This window comes from Caulobacter sp. BE254 (assembly GCF_031457295.1).
GTDB lineage: Bacteria > Pseudomonadota > Alphaproteobacteria > Caulobacterales > Caulobacteraceae > Caulobacter.
On record NZ_JAVDWJ010000007.1, the window covers coordinates 227364 to 243242 of the forward strand.

14 protein-coding genes and 1 pseudogene are annotated in these 15879 nt (G+C 67.9%); 4 read left to right on the forward strand and 11 right to left on the reverse strand.

All coding sequences use genetic code 11. The features are described from left to right. Positions 1-40: 40 nt before the first annotated feature. The 10 genes from J2X41_RS15045 to J2X41_RS15090 form a co-directional block, all read right to left on the reverse strand. Positions 41-802, reverse strand: coding sequence for an NYN domain-containing protein (locus tag J2X41_RS15045; protein WP_310082823.1), 762 nt, complete (start codon positions 800-802; stop codon positions 41-43). A gap of 98 nt (positions 803-900) precedes the next feature. After that, entirely contained in the window at positions 901-3570 is a 2670-nt protein-coding gene (gene metH / locus J2X41_RS15050) for a methionine synthase (RefSeq protein ID WP_310082824.1), read from the reverse strand. Further along, complete coding sequence (locus J2X41_RS15055; protein WP_310082825.1) at positions 3567-3968, reverse strand: DUF4259 domain-containing protein; 402 nt, start codon at positions 3966-3968, stop codon at positions 3567-3569. The genes metH and J2X41_RS15055 overlap by 4 nt, the downstream gene beginning before the upstream one ends. A 2-nt stretch (positions 3969-3970) precedes the next feature. Then, positions 3971-4975 carry an ATP-grasp domain-containing protein gene (locus tag J2X41_RS15060; protein ID WP_310082826.1) on the reverse strand — a complete coding sequence of 335 codons (1005 nt, stop codon included), beginning with the start codon at positions 4973-4975 and terminating at the stop codon, positions 3971-3973. An 11-nt stretch (positions 4976-4986) separates the two neighbouring features. Then, entirely contained in the window at positions 4987-6063 is a 1077-nt protein-coding gene (locus tag J2X41_RS15065; protein WP_310082827.1) for a homocysteine S-methyltransferase family protein, read from the reverse strand. A gap of 95 nt (positions 6064-6158) precedes the next feature. After that, positions 6159-7034 (reverse strand): CAU/MBL1b family subclass B3 metallo-beta-lactamase, encoded by an 876-nt coding sequence (blaCAU, locus tag J2X41_RS15070; RefSeq protein WP_310082828.1) that lies wholly within the window; start codon positions 7032-7034, stop codon positions 6159-6161. Continuing rightward, the gene (gene metF, locus J2X41_RS15075) at positions 7031-8011 is read right to left on the reverse strand and encodes a methylenetetrahydrofolate reductase [NAD(P)H] (protein WP_310082829.1); all 981 of its coding nucleotides are present in this window, start codon (positions 8009-8011) and stop codon (positions 7031-7033) included. Before metF ends, blaCAU begins: the two co-directional genes overlap by 4 nt. Beyond that, positions 8008-8985, reverse strand: a complete 978-nt coding sequence (locus tag J2X41_RS15080; protein ID WP_310082830.1) for a metalloregulator ArsR/SmtB family transcription factor — start codon at positions 8983-8985, stop codon at positions 8008-8010. Before J2X41_RS15080 ends, metF begins: the two co-directional genes overlap by 4 nt. A 96-nt stretch (positions 8986-9081) precedes the next feature. After that, positions 9082-9456 (reverse strand): VOC family protein, encoded by a 375-nt coding sequence (locus tag J2X41_RS15085; RefSeq protein ID WP_310082831.1) that lies wholly within the window; start codon positions 9454-9456, stop codon positions 9082-9084. Between the two features lie 196 nt (positions 9457-9652). Beyond that, positions 9653-10612 (reverse strand): 2-hydroxyacid dehydrogenase, encoded by a 960-nt coding sequence (locus tag J2X41_RS15090; RefSeq protein WP_310082832.1) that lies wholly within the window; start codon positions 10610-10612, stop codon positions 9653-9655. On the opposite strand from J2X41_RS15090, the gene J2X41_RS15095 reads away from it, so the two are divergent. Both J2X41_RS15095 and J2X41_RS15100 read left to right on the forward strand, forming a co-directional pair. Then, the gene (locus tag J2X41_RS15095; RefSeq protein ID WP_310082833.1) at positions 10611-10754 is read left to right on the forward strand and encodes a hypothetical protein; all 144 of its coding nucleotides are present in this window, start codon (positions 10611-10613) and stop codon (positions 10752-10754) included. The two genes, J2X41_RS15090 and J2X41_RS15095, sit on opposite strands and share 2 nt — an antisense overlap. Positions 10755-10960: 206 nt before the next feature. Further along, positions 10961-11401 (forward strand): hypothetical protein, encoded by a 441-nt coding sequence (locus J2X41_RS15100; protein ID WP_310082834.1) that lies wholly within the window; start codon positions 10961-10963, stop codon positions 11399-11401. A gap of 70 nt (positions 11402-11471) precedes the next feature. On the opposite strand, the gene ettA is transcribed toward J2X41_RS15100, so the two are convergent. Further along, entirely contained in the window at positions 11472-13139 is a 1668-nt protein-coding gene (gene ettA, locus J2X41_RS15105) for an energy-dependent translational throttle protein EttA (RefSeq protein ID WP_028039854.1), read from the reverse strand. Positions 13140-13214: 75 nt separating this feature from the next. On the opposite strand from ettA, the pseudogene J2X41_RS15110 reads away from it, so the two are divergent. Then, positions 13215-13350: pseudogene (locus tag J2X41_RS15110) on the forward strand (hypothetical protein); the annotation flags it as partial. A gap of 136 nt (positions 13351-13486) precedes the next feature. Then, complete coding sequence (locus tag J2X41_RS15115; protein WP_310082835.1) at positions 13487-15826, forward strand: TonB-dependent receptor domain-containing protein; 2340 nt, start codon at positions 13487-13489, stop codon at positions 15824-15826. The last annotated feature ends 53 nt before the right edge of the window (positions 15827-15879 follow it).

Here is a 15879-nt window from a genome sequence, read left to right on the forward strand (position 1 = left end):
ACAGGGCAGGCCCAAGCCCCCGGAACCTCGCCCCCCGACCTCACGCCTTGCGGACACGCACCCCCTGGGTGGGCTTCGTCCTGATCTGAACCGCGCCGGCCTCCGAGCTTCGGATTTCGAAAAGGCCGACCTTGGTCACGAGGTCGCTTAGTTTGGCCTGACCGTAGGTTCGTGGATCGAAATCGGGCGCGAGGATCGCAAGTTGCTGGCCGACCCGGCCCAAGGGTATCCAGCCGCCCCCTTCGTCCACATCCAGCTGGGCCAGGGCCGTTCGGATCAGGGGGACCGCCGCGGTCGGCGGCTGACGCGCCGAAACGAGGGTGGTGGGCACGTGGTCGGGCGATATCGGGGCCAAAGCCTCGGGCAGCAGGTTCTCGGTATAGACGAACCGGCTGCAGGCCTGCCGGAAGCTCTCCGGGGTCTTGCGTTCCCCAAAGCCGTAGACATCGACGCCCTGCTCGCGAATGCGAGCCGCCAGCCTGGTGAAATCGCTGTCTGACGACACCAGACAGAATCCGTCGAAGCGGCCCGCGTGCAGCAGGTCCATGGCGTCGATCACCAGGGCGATGTCCGACGCGTTCTTGCCCGGTGTATGGGCGAAGTTCTGGTAGGGCATGATCGCGTGGACGGACAGCACGTCCGTCCATCCCTTCAGGCGCGGGGTCGAGAAGTCGCCATAGATCCGTCGGAGGCTGGCTTCCCCGATCTTGGCGATTTCCTGGAACAGCCCCGGCGCGATGCGGGGAGACGCATTGTCCGCGTCGATGAGCACGGCAAGGCGAGGAGCGCGCTGTTCAGCCATGGCGCTGATGTTACCGCAAAGTGAGGCATAGGACACGCGGAGGTCGCGTGGCGTCGCCCGCCCAGCACCCACCCGCGGCTAGCCTCCGTTTTATGGCCCTAAGCCGCCTCGCCCCGCGCCCTCGCGCCCGGGTCGTAGTTGAGGATCGGCGACAGCCATTTCTCGGCCATGGCCACATCCCAGCCTTTTCGGCGGGCATAGTCCTCGACCTGGTCGAGATCGACCTTGCCGACCCCGAAATAGTGCGACTGCGGGTGGCTGAAATAGAAGCCCGACACGGCCGCGCCGGGACTCATGGCGTAGCTTTCCGTCAGGATCATGCCGGTGGCCGCCTCGGCGTCCAGCAGCTTGAACAGCGTGCCCTTCTCGGTGTGGTCGGGCTGGGCCGGATAGCCGGGGGCCGGGCGGATGCCCTGGTACTTCTCGGCGATCATCACGTCGACGTCGCGCGACTCGTCCGGCGCATAGCCCCACAGCTCGACGCGGGCCTTGTAGTGCAGCCACTCGGCGAAGGCCTCGGCCAGGCGGTCGGCCAGGGCTGAGGCCATGATGGCGCTGTAGTCGTCGCCGGCGTCCTTGAAGCGCTTGACGATCTCATCCTCGCCGTGGCCGGCGGTGACGGCGAAACCGCCCATGTAGTCGGGGCCTTGCCCGATCGGCGCGACGAAATCGGCCAGGGCCAGGTTGGCCTTGCCCTCGGACTTGTCCATCTGCTGGCGCAGGGTGAACAGGCGGGCCAGCTGGGTCGAGCGGCTTTCGTCCGTGTAGAGGACGATGTCGTCGCCGTCGGCCTGGGCCGGCCAGAAGCCGACCACGCCCTTGGCCCCGAACCACTTCTCGGCCACCACCTTGTCGAGCATGGCGCGGGCGTCGCGATAGAGGTCGGTGGCCGCCTGGCCGACCACGTCGTCCTCCAGGATCTGCGGGAAGCGGCCGATCAGCTCCCAGCTGGCGAAGAACGGCGACCAGTCGATGAACGGGACCAGCTCTTCCAACGACGGCTCGAAGGTCCGCGCGCCGATGAAGGTCGGCTTGGGCGGCGTATAGCCTTCCCAGTCGATGGCGAACTTGCGCTTGCGGGCGTCGCTGATCTTGGTGCGCGCCTTGGCCGTCTGGCCGCGGGCGTACTGCTCGCGGATGCGGACATATTCGGCCCGCGTCTCGGCCTGCAGGCGGTCGCGCTCGCTCGCCGACAGCAGCCCCGAGACCACGCCCACCGCCCGGCTGGCGTCCAGCACATAGGTCGTCGAGCCGTTGCGATAGGCCGGCTCGATCTTGACCGCCGTGTGGGTGCGGCTGGTGGTGGCCCCGCCGATCAGCAGCGGCATGGTGAACCCCTGGCGCTCCATCTCCGAGGCCACGAACACCATCTCGTCCAGCGACGGGGTGATCAGGCCCGACAGGCCGATCATGTCGACATTGTGCTTGCGCGCTTCGTCGAGGATGCGGTCGGCCGGCACCATCACGCCGAGGTCGATGACCTCGTAGTTGTTACATTGCAGCACGACGCCGACGATGTTCTTGCCGATGTCGTGGACGTCGCCCTTGACCGTGGCCATCAGGATGCGGCCGGCCTGCTCGCGCGGCTTGCCGGCCTTCTCGGCCTCCATGAACGGCTCCAGCCAGGCCACGGCCTGCTTCATGACGCGGGCCGACTTGACCACCTGCGGCAGGAACATCTTGCCCGAGCCGAACAGGTCGCCGACGACGTTCATGCCGTCCATCAGGTGGCCTTCGATGACGTGCAGCGGCCGCTCGACGGACAGGCGGGCTTCCTCGGTGTCCTCGTTGATGAACTCGGTAATGCCGTTGACCAGGGCGTGGGTGATGCGCTCGTTCACCGTGCCCTTGCGCCATTCCAGATTGGCGGTCTGAGCCTGGCTCTTGTCGCCCTTGTAGCGCGGGGCCATGTCGACCAGGCGCTCGGTGTTGGAGACGTTGGTGCGCTGCGGGCGGTTGAGGATCACGTCCTCGACGGCCTCGCGCAGCTCCGGATCCAGGGCGTCATAGACCGGCAGGTCGCCGGCGTTGACGATGCCCATGTCCATGCCCGCCGCAATGGCGTGGTACAGGAACACCGAGTGGATGGCCCGCCGCACCGGCTCGTTGCCGCGGAAGCTGAATGAGACGTTCGACACCCCGCCCGAGATTCGGGCGTAGGGGCAGCGCTTCTTGATCTCGCGCGTGCCCTCGATGAAGTCGACGGCGTAGTTGTCGTGCTCCTCGATCCCCGTCGCCACCGCGAAGATGTTGGGGTCGAAGATGATGTCTTCCGGCGGGAAGCCCACCTTGTCGACCAGGATGGTGTAGGCCTTCTCGCAGATCTCGATCTTGCGGGCGGCGGTGTCGGCCTGGCCGACCTCGTCGAAGGCCATGACCACCACGGCCGCACCGTAGCGCAGGCACAGCTGGGCCTGCTCGATGAACTTGGCCTCGCCTTCCTTCATCGAGATCGAGTTGACGATGGCCTTGCCCTGCACGCACTTCAGGCCGGCCTCGATCACCTCCCACTTGGAGCTGTCGATCATCACCGGCACCCGGGCGATGTCGGGCTCGGCGGCCATCAGGTTCAGGAAGGTGACCATGGCCTGCTTGGAGTCCAGCAGGCCCTCGTCCATGTTGACGTCGATGACCTGGGCGCCGGCCTCGACCTGCTGGCGGGCCACCGACAGCGCGGCCGAATAGTCGCCCTCGACGACCAGCTTCTTGAACTTGGCCGATCCGGTGACGTTGGTGCGCTCACCGATGTTGACGAAGACGGGTCTCATGGGCGTGTACTCAAGGTCGTTTGCAGGGCGGCGATCTGGGCGAGCCACGCGTCGTGGTCGTCCCCCTCCTGCCAGAGTTCGTCGAGTTCGGAGGCTGGAGCGACAACGCGCGCCAGGGCGGATCGGGCCAGGGCGACCGCGCCTTCTGGCGGCGCGCCGAGGGCGGCTTTCAGCTCGCGATGGTTGTCGGGCAGGATCGCCACGTCGCCGACCGACGCCGCGACGATGGCGGCGGCCGCCACGGCGATCGAGCCCTCCGGCGCTTCCAGATAGCCCGCCGTCTTGGTGACGTAGTCGAGCGCCTGCACGACGGTGCGCCACTCCGGCGCCTCGGCCAGGTCGTCGATGAAGTCCAAGGCGTCGTCGTTGTCGAAAGGTCCGTTGGCCCAGGCTTCCATGATCAGGCCGCCCCCTCGCTGACGCGTCCGGCGCGGGCGACCGCCAGGGCGATCTGACCGTCCAGGAAATCCTTGAACGCGATCCCCTGGGCCTTCAGCGACTTTGGATACAGCGAGGCCGCCGTCATGCCCGGCAGGGTGTTGATCTCCAGGAAGATCGGGCCGTCCAGCGTGACGATGAAGTCGCTGCGTGAATAGCCGCCCGCCCCCACGGTCTTGTGGGCCTTCAGGGCGGCCTCCTGCATGGCGGCGTTGACCTGCGGCGCGAAGGTGGCCGGGCAGATCTCTTCCGTCGTCTTGGCCAGGTACTTGCCGACATAGTCGAACGCGCCGTCGGCGGGGCGGATCTCGACCGGCGGCAGGGCGAAGACCTGGCCGTCCTGCTCCAGCACCCCGCAGGTGGCCTCGGCCCCGGCCACGAACGGCTCGATGACGTAGGCCTCGCGGGCGGCGGCGGCCTTGAGCTTTTCAAGATCGGCGGCTTCGTTGACGAAGATCAGGCCGTAACTGGAGCCGTCGGCCACCGGTTTGGCGACCAGCTTGCCGTACTTCGCCAGCGCCGCCGGGGCGTCGGCCAGGGCCACCGTCGAGGGCGCGACGACGCCGGCCTTGGCCACGGCGGCCTTGGTGGCGATCTTGTCGAAGGCCAGGCGGCTGGAGGCCGAGTCCGAACCGGTGAAGGCCACGACGCGCGCCTCGCACAGAGCCGCCAGGTCGCCGTTCTCGGCCGCGCCGCCGTGCATGCCCAGCACCAGCACGCGGTCCTCGGCCTTGGCCTTGTCGAGCGCGGCTTCGATCCCGCCGATCGGCGCGCCTTCGGTCGGCAGGTCGATCTCGAACGGCCGCTCGTGGGCCTGCAGCACCGCGTCGCTGGCGACATAGACCTGGTCGTCGGGCGCCCAGAACCACAGGTCGGCGTCCGGCAAGGCCTTGGCCAAGGCCTTGGCGCTGGCCACCGAGACCAGGCGCTCGCGGCTCATGCCGCCAAAGAGGATCGTCGTGCGCATCGTGAAAGGTCTCAAGCCAGCTCGAACGGTTCCAGACCCGCCAGGCGCATGGCCTTGGGGCGCTCGGGGATGGCGCGGGGCGTCAGGCCGCGCACCTCGTCGGCCACATGCCGGATGTGGTCGGGGGTGGTGCCGCAGCAGCCGCCCAGGATGTTGACGATGCCGTCCTTGGCCCACTCATGCAGTTGGTGGCCGGTCTGATGCGGTTCTTCGTCATACTCGCCCATGGCGTTGGGCAGGCCGGCGTTGGGATAGGCGGCGACCAGGGTGTCGGCGATGCGGGCCATCTCGGCGATGTGCGGTCGCATCAGGTCGGCGCCCAGGGCGCAGTTGAAGCCCACCGCGAACGGCTTGCAGTGCTTGATCGAGTTCCAGAACGCCTCGGCCGTCTGGCCCGACAGGGTGCGGCCCGAGCGGTCGGTGATGGTGCCGCTGATCCAGATCGGCAGCTCCTCGTGGCCCTCGTCGCGCAGGTCCAGGATCGCCTTGATCGCGGCCTTGCAGTTGAGGGTGTCGGTGATGGTCTCGATCAGGAACAGGTCGACCCCGCCCTCGTACAGCGCCGCCACCTGCTCGCGATAAGCCTGATAGACCTGGTCGAAGGTCACCTTGCGCGCGCCCGGATCGTTCACGTCCGACGACATCGACAGCATGACGTTCAGCGGCCCGATCGAGCCGGCGATGAAGCGCGGCTTGTCCGGATGCTCGGCCAGCCAGCGGTCGGCGACCTGGCGGCCGATGCGGGCCCCTTCGTAGTTGATGTCACGCACGACGGCCGCGTCCAGGCCGTAGTCGGCCTGGGCGATGGTGGTGCCCGAGAAGGTGTTGGTCTCGGAGATGTCGGCGCCGGCGGCGAAATAGGCGTCGTGCAGCTCGGCCACCAGGTCGGGCCGCGTCAGGCACAGGATGTCGTTGTTGCCCTTCATCTGGCCGTCGTAGTCGGCGAAGCGCTCGGCGCGATAGTCGGCCTCGGTCAGCTTCTTCTTCTGGAACATCACGCCCCACGAGCCGTCGAGGATCAGGATGCGTTCCTTGGCGGCGGCCTTGAGGGCGGCGATGCGTCCGGCCCGGGTGGTGAGATCGGTCATGGTCGGCTCCTGCCGGAAGGTGGGGCTCCGGCCGTTCGGGTCTTTCTAGCGCTTCGCGAGGAAGCGGGACTCAATTTCGCGCCTTCGCGCACGTGTCACGGCTTGCGGGCGGCCTGCTGGCGGGCCAGCTCCTTGTCGAACGCCTCTTCCGAGGTCGCCGCATAGCGCGCCAGCTCGGTCGGGTCGATGAAGGCGTTGACGTCGCCGGCCAGCATCTTCCTGCGCTTGGCCAACAGACCGCCCTGCTCCTCGTGGCTGGGCAGCATCACGTCGGTCGGCAGCGCCTTCAGCGTGGCGAAGGTGGCGCGATAGTCGGCGACGATGGTCCTGTAGGTCTTGTTGCCCACCAGCACGTTGCCGGCCACCGAGGCTGAACAGGGGAAGGTGACGTTCAGCGGCCGGCCCCGGTCGACCACCTGGGTGGTCCAGGTGGTGCAGCCGATCGTATGGCCCGGCGTCAAGTGGGCGATCAGGGTGGTCTCGCCCAGCTTCAGCTTCTGGCCGTCGCCGAACCCCTTGTCGACCTTGACCGGCGCGAACGGCGTCAGCCCATTGTCGTTGTCGCCGAAGTGCTGGCCCTTCTTCAGGGCCGGCTCGTCCGGCCGCGAGGCCCAGACCTTGGCGCCGGTGTCGGCCTTCAGCTGGGCCAGCCCGCCGGCGTGGTCGAAATGGGCGTGGGAGTTGATCAGGACCTTCACGTCCGAGAGCTTGAAGCCCAGGGCCTGGATGTTGGCCTCGATCAGCTTGGCGCCCGCCGGCGACGGCCCGCTGTCCAGCAGCACGTGGCCTTCCGACGACGAGATCAGCCAGGCCGACAGTCCTTCGGACCCGACATAATAGATGTTGCCGACCACCCGGTAGGGGCGGATGGGCTTGGACCAGTTGGCCGGATCGGCGGCGAACGCCGTCGCGCCCGGCGCGAAGACCGCCAGGGCGACGACCGCCAGCAGGATCGACGCCGCGCGTTTCACGCCGCGGCCTCCGCCGAGATCGGGGACGGCGCCGGCGCGACCTCGCGCACGCCCAGCACGCGGCAGATCGCATAGACCAGGTCAGCCCGGTTCAGGGTGTAGAAGTGGAAGTCGGAAAAGCCCTGCTCCTGCAGCTTGGCGCACATCTCCGAGGCCACCGAGCAGGCGATCAGCCGGCGGGTGTCGGCGTCCTCGTCCAGGCCGTCGAACAGATTGGCCAGCCAGCCGGGCACCGCCGTCTGGCAGGCGGCCGACATCTTCACCAGGCCCTTGAAATTGGTCACCGGCATGACGCCCGGCACGATCGGGATGGTGATCCCGGCCGCTCGCACCTTGTCGACGAAGCGCAGGAAGGCGTCGGTGTCGAAGAAGAACTGGCTGATGGCCAGGGTGGCGCCGGCGTCGACCTTGGCCTTCAGCACCTCGATGTCGTGCGCGATCGACGGGCTTTCGGGGTGCTTTTCCGGATAGACCCCGACCATCACCTCGAACGGGGCGATGGCCCTCAGGGCCGCCGTCAGCTCGGTGGCGTTCCTGTAGCCGTCCTCGCGGGGCGCGTAGACGCCGCCGATGCCGCCCTCGCCGGGAGGCGGGTCGCCGCGCAGCGACACCACGTGGCGCACGCCGGTCTCCCAGTATTCGCGGATCACCTCGTCGACCTCGGCGCGGCTGGCGCCGACGCAGGTCAGGTGGGCGGCGGGCTTGAGGCTGGTCTCGTCCAGGATGCGCTTGACCGTGCGGTGGGTGCGCTCGCGCGTCGAGCCGCCGGCCCCGTAGGTGACCGAGACGAAGGCCGGGTCCAGCGGGGCCAGGCGGTTGATCGCCGCCCACAGGTTCTGCTCCATCTGCTCGGTCTTGGGCGGGAAGAACTCGAACGAGACGCGCGGGCGGTCGGTGCGCTCGCCCGCGCGAGCGACCGGGCCGATGACGCGGCGGGCGTGAGACGGGCTGGCGGACGGGCTGGCGGGCGGGGTCATGCGGCGCTTCTCTCGGCGGATTTCACGGCGGGACGGCGGGCCGTCCAGATCTTGACGGTAAGCCCCTCGGCCGAGGTCGGCGGCAGGGCGATGTTGCTGTCCGGGACCAGGCCCGCGGCCTCGATCCACGGCAGGATCTCGACGTCGGCGAAGCCCAGGCGGCGGTGCTGGTGGACCTCGCGCAGGAACTCGTGCTCGTGCGGCGCGAAATCGGCGATCAGCAGCAGGCCGCCGGCGGCCACCAGGCGCGCGGCCTCGGCCACCGCCGCGGCGGGATCGCCCAGATAGTGCAGCACCTGGTGCACGGTCACCAGGTCGGCGCAACCGCCCGGCAGGCCGGTGGCGAAGATGTCGCCGTGGCGCAGCTCGCAGCGCGCCAGGCCGGCCTTGGCCACCTCGTCGCGGGCGATGTTGAGCATCTGCTGCGACAGGTCCAGGCCCAGGGCCGCGCCGGCCCGCCGGCCGAACAGCGTCAGCATGCGGCCCGAGCCCGCGCCCAGATCGACCATCTCGTCGAAAGGCCCCTCGCCGGCCGCCTTCAGGATGGCGTCCTCAACCTCGGCCTCGTCGACATAGAGCGAGCGGATCTCGTTCCAGCGGGCGGCGTTGCGGGCGAAATAGGCCTGGGCGCCGGCGGTGCGCTCGGCCCGCACCAGGGTCAGCTTTTCGGCGTCGGCCCGGACTGTCGCGTCGTCGGCGTCGATCAGGCTCAGCGCCTGGTCGATCAGCACGCGGCCCGGCGACTTCAGCGCCAGGCGGTAGAAGACCCAGGCGCCGTCGGGGAAACGCTCGACCAGCCCGGCCTCGGCCAGCAGCTTCAGATGCCGCGACACCCGCGGCTGGCTCTGGTCGAGGATGCGGCACAGCTCCAGCACCGACAGCTCCTCGGTCGCCAGCAGGGCCAGCACTCGCAGGCGGGTCGATTCCCCTGCCGCGCGCAGCAAATCCACAACCTGTTCGGCCGACGTCTTCATGGGGATATAAAGATATCTTTATGTCCCGTTTGGCAAGCGAAATCCGACCAGGCCGCGACCGCCACGACCGAAATCCCGGCGGCCCGGCGCGGCAAACTATGCCTCTGGAGACGGCTTCGACGGCTCCCAAAGCTCAATCTTCACCCCGGCCGGGTCGATCAACCAGGCGAACTTCCCCATGTCCTCGTCCTGCCGCCCCGTCGGCTCCACGCCCTCGACGGCCGCCTTGGCCAGCACGCCGTCCAGGTCGTCGACGATGAAGTTGATCATGAACGGCGCCTGGGACGGTTCGAAATAGCGGGTGTCGGCGGCGAACGGCGACCAGTTGGCGAAGCCGGTCTTGAGAGACTTGAACATGACCCCGCCCCAGTCCTGCACCTCGAACCCCAGCACCCGGGCGTACCAGTCGCGGACCGCGGCCGGGTCCTCGGCCTTGAAGAACACCCCGCCCAACCCCAGCACCTTGGCCATCCGGACCTCCTCGGCGTTGCGGATATCCCGCGCGCGCAATCCTTGGCCCAAGTGTGTGACTAGGTCGGATCGACATCAAGGCCGTGCGTGGTCCTCGTCCTTCGACAAGCTCAGGATGAGGACCAATTACATGCCCGAGCAGTAGAAAACCTCATCCTGAGCTTGTCGAAGGACGAGGTTTTCGGTCTCCGAAGCCCTAGCCGTCCACCGGCGAGGCCAGGGCCTCGCCCTTGAAGAACCGCCGCAGGTTCTCGACCGTCAAGCCGACCATGGCCGGGATGCTGTCCAGGGTCGCCCCGGCGGTGTGGGGGGTCAGCACCGTGTGCGGCACGCCGGCCCAGCGCGAGGCCGGGGTCGGTTCGTGATCGAACACGTCCAGCCCCGCCATGCCCAGCCGACCGTCCTTCAGCGCGGCGATCAGGGCGTCCTCGTCGACCAGCGAGCCGCGCGCCACGTTGACCAGCAGGCCCTGCGGCCCCAGGGCCTCGATGACCGCCTGGTTGATCAGGTGACGGTTGTTGGCGTCCGGCCGGGCGCAGACCACCAGGATGTCGCTGTCGCGGGCCAGGTCCAGCAGGCTTTTGGCGCGCGGGCGGTCAGTGTCCTTCGGACGCGGCGCCCACCACGAGACCTTCAGCTCGAACGCATCCAGCCGCCGGGCGACGGCCTCGCCGATATGGCCCAGGCCGACGATGCCCGCCTTGCGGCCGCGCAGGCCGTGGCGAGGGCTCATCCGCTCCATGCTGGTCCAGTGGCCGCTGCGCAGCTTCTGGTCGCCCTCGACGATGCCGCGCCAGGCGGCCAGGACCAGGCCCACGGCGTGGTCGGCGACGTCGGCGGCGTTGAGGCCCGTCGAGTGGGTGACGGCGATGCCGTGCTGCTTGCACCACGGCACGTCGACGCCGTCATAGCCGACGCTAACGCAGGCGATCAGGCCCAGTCGCGGCATCTCCGACAGCAGGTCCTTGGCCAGCACCAGCTCGCCGGCGTGGACGATGGCTCGCACCTGTCGCCCCGGCCCATCCAGGAACGCCAGGTGGTCGGGATAGTCCCAAAGCCTGTGCACCTGGTAAGCCCCCTCGAGCAGCGGCTGCAGCGGCATCAGCATCTCGTGCGAGAGGACGATGTGGGGCTTCTCGGCGGGCGTTTGGGGCATGCTGTTCTCCATCCCGGATAACGCGCGCGACCAACACGGGCCGCGCCTCCGCGATCTGTTCCTGAAAGATCGGGATCAGTTTCGCCAGATCAAGCTACTCCAGTTCCTGGCGAACGCTATTGGCCGCCAGGTCCCGGAATAGTGATCACGCAAGGCTTCATGCCGCCCCTCGACGAACGCCTTGATCATCTTGTCTCCGGGCCGGGCGGGGAATCGGCCTCTCAAAACCCCCTCGCATGGACCCAGGTTCCGACGGTCGCAAAGGTCAAGCTGTGAACTGCGGTCACGCTCAGGGGTTTTGTTGAGCGACGCGATCCCGTGGACGCGCCAGTTCTGGAGAACCTCCCCATGATGATCAGAACCCTCGCCGCCGGCGTCGCGCTGGCCGTGCTCGTCGCCGGAGCCGCCTCGGCCGCGCCCCAGTCCAAGGGCTCGACCGCCGCGGCCAGTCCCCCGCAGCCGATCCCCTACAGCCAGTTGGACGCCTATCTGAAGGCCTCGCCCAAGGTCCGGGCCAGCAAGGACTGGTGGAGCGGCTCGGCCTCGACCGGCATGTCGACCGACACCTCGGCCACGGCGCCCGCTACCGACACCTCGGCCTCGACGTCGAGCTCGACCTCGACGACCCCCGACGGCTCGGTGAACCCGCCGACCTCATCGACCATGCCGTCGGACTCCTCGACCAGCATGCCGGCCACCCCGCCGACCATGCCGGACGCCTCGACCCCGGCCCCGGGTTCGAACCTTCCCTCGACCACGACGCCCGGCGCGCCGACCGAACCGAAATAGGCTTGGGCCCGAACGACGACGGGGCGGCCCTCGCAGGCCGCCCCGTTGCGCGTTAGACGATCCGTTCGCCTTATCGCGCGAACTTCTGGAACTTGATGCGCTTGGGGATCAGGCTGTCGGCGCCCAGGCGGCGCTTCTTGTCTTCCTCGTACATCTCGAAATTGCCCTCGAACCATTCGACGTGGCTGTCGCCCTCGAAGGCCAGGATGTGGGTGGCCAGACGGTCCAGGAACCAGCGATCGTGGCTGATGACCACGGCGCAGCCGGCGAACTCTTCCAGCGCCTCTTCCAGGGCCTGCAAGGTCTCGATGTCCAGGTCGTTGGTCGGTTCGTCGAGCAGCAGCAGGTTGCCGCCGGTGGCCAGGGTCTTGGCCAGGTGGACGCGGTTGCGCTCACCGCCCGACAGCAGGCCGACCTTCTTCTGCTGGTCGGCGCCCTTGAAGTTGAAGCTGCCGACATAGGCTCTGGAATTGATCTCGCGCTTGCCGACAACCATCACGTCGGTGCCGCCCGAAACTTCCTGCCAGATGGTCTTGTTCGGATCCAGGGCGTCGCGGCTCTGGTCGACGTAGGACAGCTTGACCGTCTCGCCGACCTTGACCGTGCCCTGGTCGGGCTGTTCGCGGCCGGTGATCAGCTTGAACAGCGTCGACTTGCCGGCGCCGTTCGGACCGATAACGCCGACGATGCCGTTGGGCGGCAGCTTGAACGACAGGTCCTTGAACAGCACCTTGTCGCCGTATTCCTTCTCCAGGCCGGTGACTTCCAGCACCAGGTTGCCCAGGCGCGGGCCGGGCGGGATCTGGATGTGCGCCTGGGTCTGGGCGGCGCGGGCGTTCTCCTGCGCCGAGACCATTTCCTCGTAGCTCGCCAGGCGGGCCTTAGACTTGGACTGGCGGGCCTTGGGCGAGCTGCGCACCCATTCCAGTTCGCGGGTCAGCGCGCGTTGGCGGCTGTCGGACTCCGACTGCTCCTGCACGACGCGCTTGGTCTTCTGCTCCAGCCAGCCAGAGTAGTTGCCCTCGTAGGGGATGCCCTTGCCGCGATCGAGCTCCAGCGTCCACTTGGTGACCTGGTCCAGGAAGTAGCGATCGTGGGTGACCAGGATCACGCAGCCCGGGAAGTTTTCCAGGTGATGCTGCAGCCAGGCCACCGACTCGGCGTCCAGGTGGTTGGTCGGTTCGTCCAGCAGCATGATGTCGGGCTTGCTGAGCAGCAGGCGGGCCAGGGCGATGCGGCGCTTCTCGCCGCCCGACAGGTTTTCGATATTGGCGTCGTTGGGCGGGCAGCGCAGGGCGTCGATGGCCATCTCGACCTTGGAGTCGATGTCCCACAGGTCGCGGGCGTCGATGATCTCCTGGAGCTTGGTCATTTCCTCCATCAGCTCGTCGGAATATTCCTCGCCGAGCTTGTTGGCGGCCGCGTTGTAGCGGTCGAAGATCTGCTTGTCCTCGCAATCGGCGATGACGTTGCCCCAGACGTCCAGCGTCGGGTCCAGCACCGGCTCCTGCGGGAGGTAGCCGCGGCGGATGCCCTCGGCGGCCTTGGCCTCGCCCGAGAACTCCTTATCGATCCCGGCCATCACCTTCAGCAGGGTCGACTTGCCCGAGCCGTTGACGCCCACGACGCCGATCTTGGCGTCGGAATAGAACGACAGCCAGATGTTCTCGAAGACCTTCTTGCCGCCGGGATAGGCCTTGGTCAGGCCTTGCATCTGGAAAATATATTGCTGAGCCATGGGGGGCGTCGGCCTCTTCGGTATCCGGGATCGGGGGGTCGGGCGCTCAGATAGCGTCCGGGGCGGGATTCCGCAATGTTCCCGGCGGGTTTCGGCGAGCGCCTTACGTCCTTCGAGGCTCGGCTCCGCCTCGCACCTCAGGATGAGGAAGTCAGAAGCAGCAAGGCTCCTCATCCTGAGGCGCCTGCGAAAGCGGGCCTCGAAGGACGCACGGCCGCCGTCACCACACCGTCGCCGTTCCGTCGGAAACCCGACACGGAACTGTCGGCGCGCTGTCGTCGAGCGCTGTTACCGCACCTCCCCAAGCCGGCGCCGCTCCCCTTGAGCGTCGGCATGGGGATACAAGCATGAAACGACACCTGATGCTGGGCGGGGCCTTCTGCGCCTTGCTGCTGGCCGCGCCGCACCTGGCCCTGGCCGCCGAACCCGCCGCCGTCGCGGCTACCGCCGACGCCGCTGGCGCCGACGCCACCGAAGTCGACGCCGTCGTCGTGCTGGGCCAGGGCCAGAGCCGCTCGGTCCAGATGCTGAGCTCGCAGGCCCTGTCGCTGGAAGCGGCCGGGACCAGCCCGATCAAGGCCGTCGCCAAGCTGCCCGGCGTCAACTTCCAGTCGGCCGACGCCTTCGGCGCCTACGAGTGGTCGACCCGCATCTCGATCCGCAGCTTCAACCAGAACCAGCTGGGCTTCACCCTGGACGGCGTGCCGCTGGGCGACATGAGCTACGGCAACTACAACGGCCTGCACATCAGCCGCGCCATCGGGTCGGAGAACATCGGCACGGTCGAACTGGCCCAGGGGTCGGGCGCGCTCGACACCGCCTCGACCTCGAACCTTGGCGGGGCGCTGAAGTTCACCTCGCGCAAGCCGTCGGAGACGTTCGGCGTCCTGGCCGCGGCCACCGGCGGGTCCGACAACACCTGGCGCGGCTTCGTGCGCCTGGACACCGGCGTCCTGCCCAGCGGAGCCACCGCCTATCTCAGCTATTCCAAGCAGGAAGGCGACAAGTGGAAAGGCGAGGGCCAGCAGAACCAAGAGCAGGTCAATTTCAAGATCGTCCAGCCGGCCGGCCCGCTGACGATCACCGCCTGGGCCAACGGCTCCAAGCGTCGCGAGAACGACTACCAGGACCTGTCGCTGGGCATGATCAAGCGGCTCGGCTACGGCTGGGACAACATCTCGGGAGACTGGGCCAAGGCGGTGCGGGTCGCCGACGTCGGCAACAACCGCGGCGACTCCGGCGCTCCGCCGACCAACCCGGCGGCCGGTACGGCCTATCCGTCGCCGATCGCCACCCTGGACGACGCCTATTTTGACGCCGCCGGCCTGCGGGACGACGTGATCGGCGCGGTGACCGTCGACGCCGACGTCAACGAACACCTGAGCCTGTCGGGCACGGCCTACGGCCACAGCAACAACGGCCAGGGCCTGTGGTACACGCCCTACGTCCCCTCGCCCAACGCCTACACGCCCGGCGCCACCACCAACAACGCGCCGATCTCGGTCCGCACCACCGAGTACGACATCAACCGCGCGGGCCTGATCGGCGCGGCGACCCTGACCCTGGGCGGCCACAAGGTCGAAGGCGGCTGGTGGTACGAGGACAACGACTTCAACCAGGCCCGCCGCTTCTACGGCCTGGACCGCGCCGCCCCGCAACGCGACAGCCTGGAGTTCCAGTCCAACCCGTTCGCCACCCAATGGGCCTACCGGTTCCAGACCCTGACCAGCCAGTTCCACCTGCAGGACACCTGGTCGGTGACCGACGCCTTCACGATCAACGCCGGCTTCAAGTCGCTGCGGGTCAAGAACGCGGCCACCACCAGCGTCGCCCCCGCCAGCGGGGCGATCACAGGCTCCATCGTCTCCAAGGACAGCTTCCTGCCGCAGGTGGGCGCGACCTGGCGGATGAACGACAACCACGAGTTCTTCGGCTCCTATTCCGAGAACATCCGCGCCTTCGTCGCCGCGGCCACCAGCGGACCGTTCTCGACCACCCAGGCCGGGTTCAACGCCATCCGAGGCACCCTGAAGCCGGAATCGTCCAAGACCGTCGAACTGGGCTGGCGCTTCCACAACGAGACGCTGCAGGCCGTGGTCGACGTCTACCATGTCGACTTCGAGAACCGTCTGCTGGCCACCCAGGCCGGCGCGGGCATCGTCGGCAACCCGTCGGTCCTGGCCAATGTCGGCAGCGTCGAGAGCCAGGGCTTCGAGGTCGCCGGCACGTGGCGCTTCCTGCCCGACTGGTCGCTGTTCGTCTCCTACGCCTATAACGACTCGACCTACAGCGACGACGTGTTCAACGGCGCCGGCGCCCTGGTGGCCCGCACCGCCGGCAAGAACACGGTCGACACGCCCAAGACCCTGCTGAAGACCGAGCTGTCGTACGAGCACGCCGGCTTCTTCGCCAAGGTCTCGGCCAACTACACCGACAAGCGGTTCTTCACCTACACCAACGACCAGAGCGTGCCGTCCTACACCCTGGTCGACCTGACGGCCGGCTATCGCTTCCAGGGCGAGGGCTGGACCAAGGGCCTGGAGGTTCAGGCCAACATCACCAACCTGACGGACGAGGACTATGTCTCGACCATCGGTTCGAACGGGTTCGGCAATTCGGGCGACAACCAGACGCTGCTGGCCGGCGCGCCTCGCCAGGCGTTCGTGACCGTCAAGAAGCAGTTCTAGGACGGCGACATCGCCACCAGGACGAAAGGGTCGGAGGGCAACCTCCGGCCCTT

Excerpts from the sequence above, each read along its gene's own strand:
- metH (WP_310082824.1), bottom strand. The coding sequence starts at position 3,570 with ATGAGACCCGTCTTCGTCAACATCGGTGAGCGCACCAACGTCACCGGA.
- J2X41_RS15045 (WP_310082823.1), bottom strand. The coding sequence starts at position 802 with ATGGCTGAACAGCGCGCTCCTCGCCTTGCCGTGCTCATCGACGCGGAC.
- J2X41_RS15080 (WP_310082830.1), bottom strand. The coding sequence starts at position 8,985 with ATGAAGACGTCGGCCGAACAGGTTGTGGATTTGCTGCGCGCGGCAGGG.
- J2X41_RS15095 (WP_310082833.1), top strand. The coding sequence starts at position 10,611 with ATGCTGTTCTCCATCCCGGATAACGCGCGCGACCAACACGGGCCGCGC.
- J2X41_RS15055 (WP_310082825.1), bottom strand. The coding sequence starts at position 3,968 with ATGGAAGCCTGGGCCAACGGACCTTTCGACAACGACGACGCCTTGGAC.
- J2X41_RS15115 (WP_310082835.1), top strand. The coding sequence starts at position 13,487 with ATGAAACGACACCTGATGCTGGGCGGGGCCTTCTGCGCCTTGCTGCTG.
- J2X41_RS15065 (WP_310082827.1), bottom strand. The coding sequence starts at position 6,063 with ATGACCGATCTCACCACCCGGGCCGGACGCATCGCCGCCCTCAAGGCC.
- J2X41_RS15060 (WP_310082826.1), bottom strand. The coding sequence starts at position 4,975 with ATGCGCACGACGATCCTCTTTGGCGGCATGAGCCGCGAGCGCCTGGTC.
- J2X41_RS15090 (WP_310082832.1), bottom strand. The coding sequence starts at position 10,612 with ATGCCCCAAACGCCCGCCGAGAAGCCCCACATCGTCCTCTCGCACGAG.
- metF (WP_310082829.1), bottom strand. The coding sequence starts at position 8,011 with ATGACCCCGCCCGCCAGCCCGTCCGCCAGCCCGTCTCACGCCCGCCGC.
- J2X41_RS15085 (WP_310082831.1), bottom strand. The coding sequence starts at position 9,456 with ATGGCCAAGGTGCTGGGGTTGGGCGGGGTGTTCTTCAAGGCCGAGGAC.
- ettA (WP_028039854.1), bottom strand. The coding sequence starts at position 13,139 with ATGGCTCAGCAATATATTTTCCAGATGCAAGGCCTGACCAAGGCCTAT.
- J2X41_RS15100 (WP_310082834.1), top strand. The coding sequence starts at position 10,961 with ATGATGATCAGAACCCTCGCCGCCGGCGTCGCGCTGGCCGTGCTCGTC.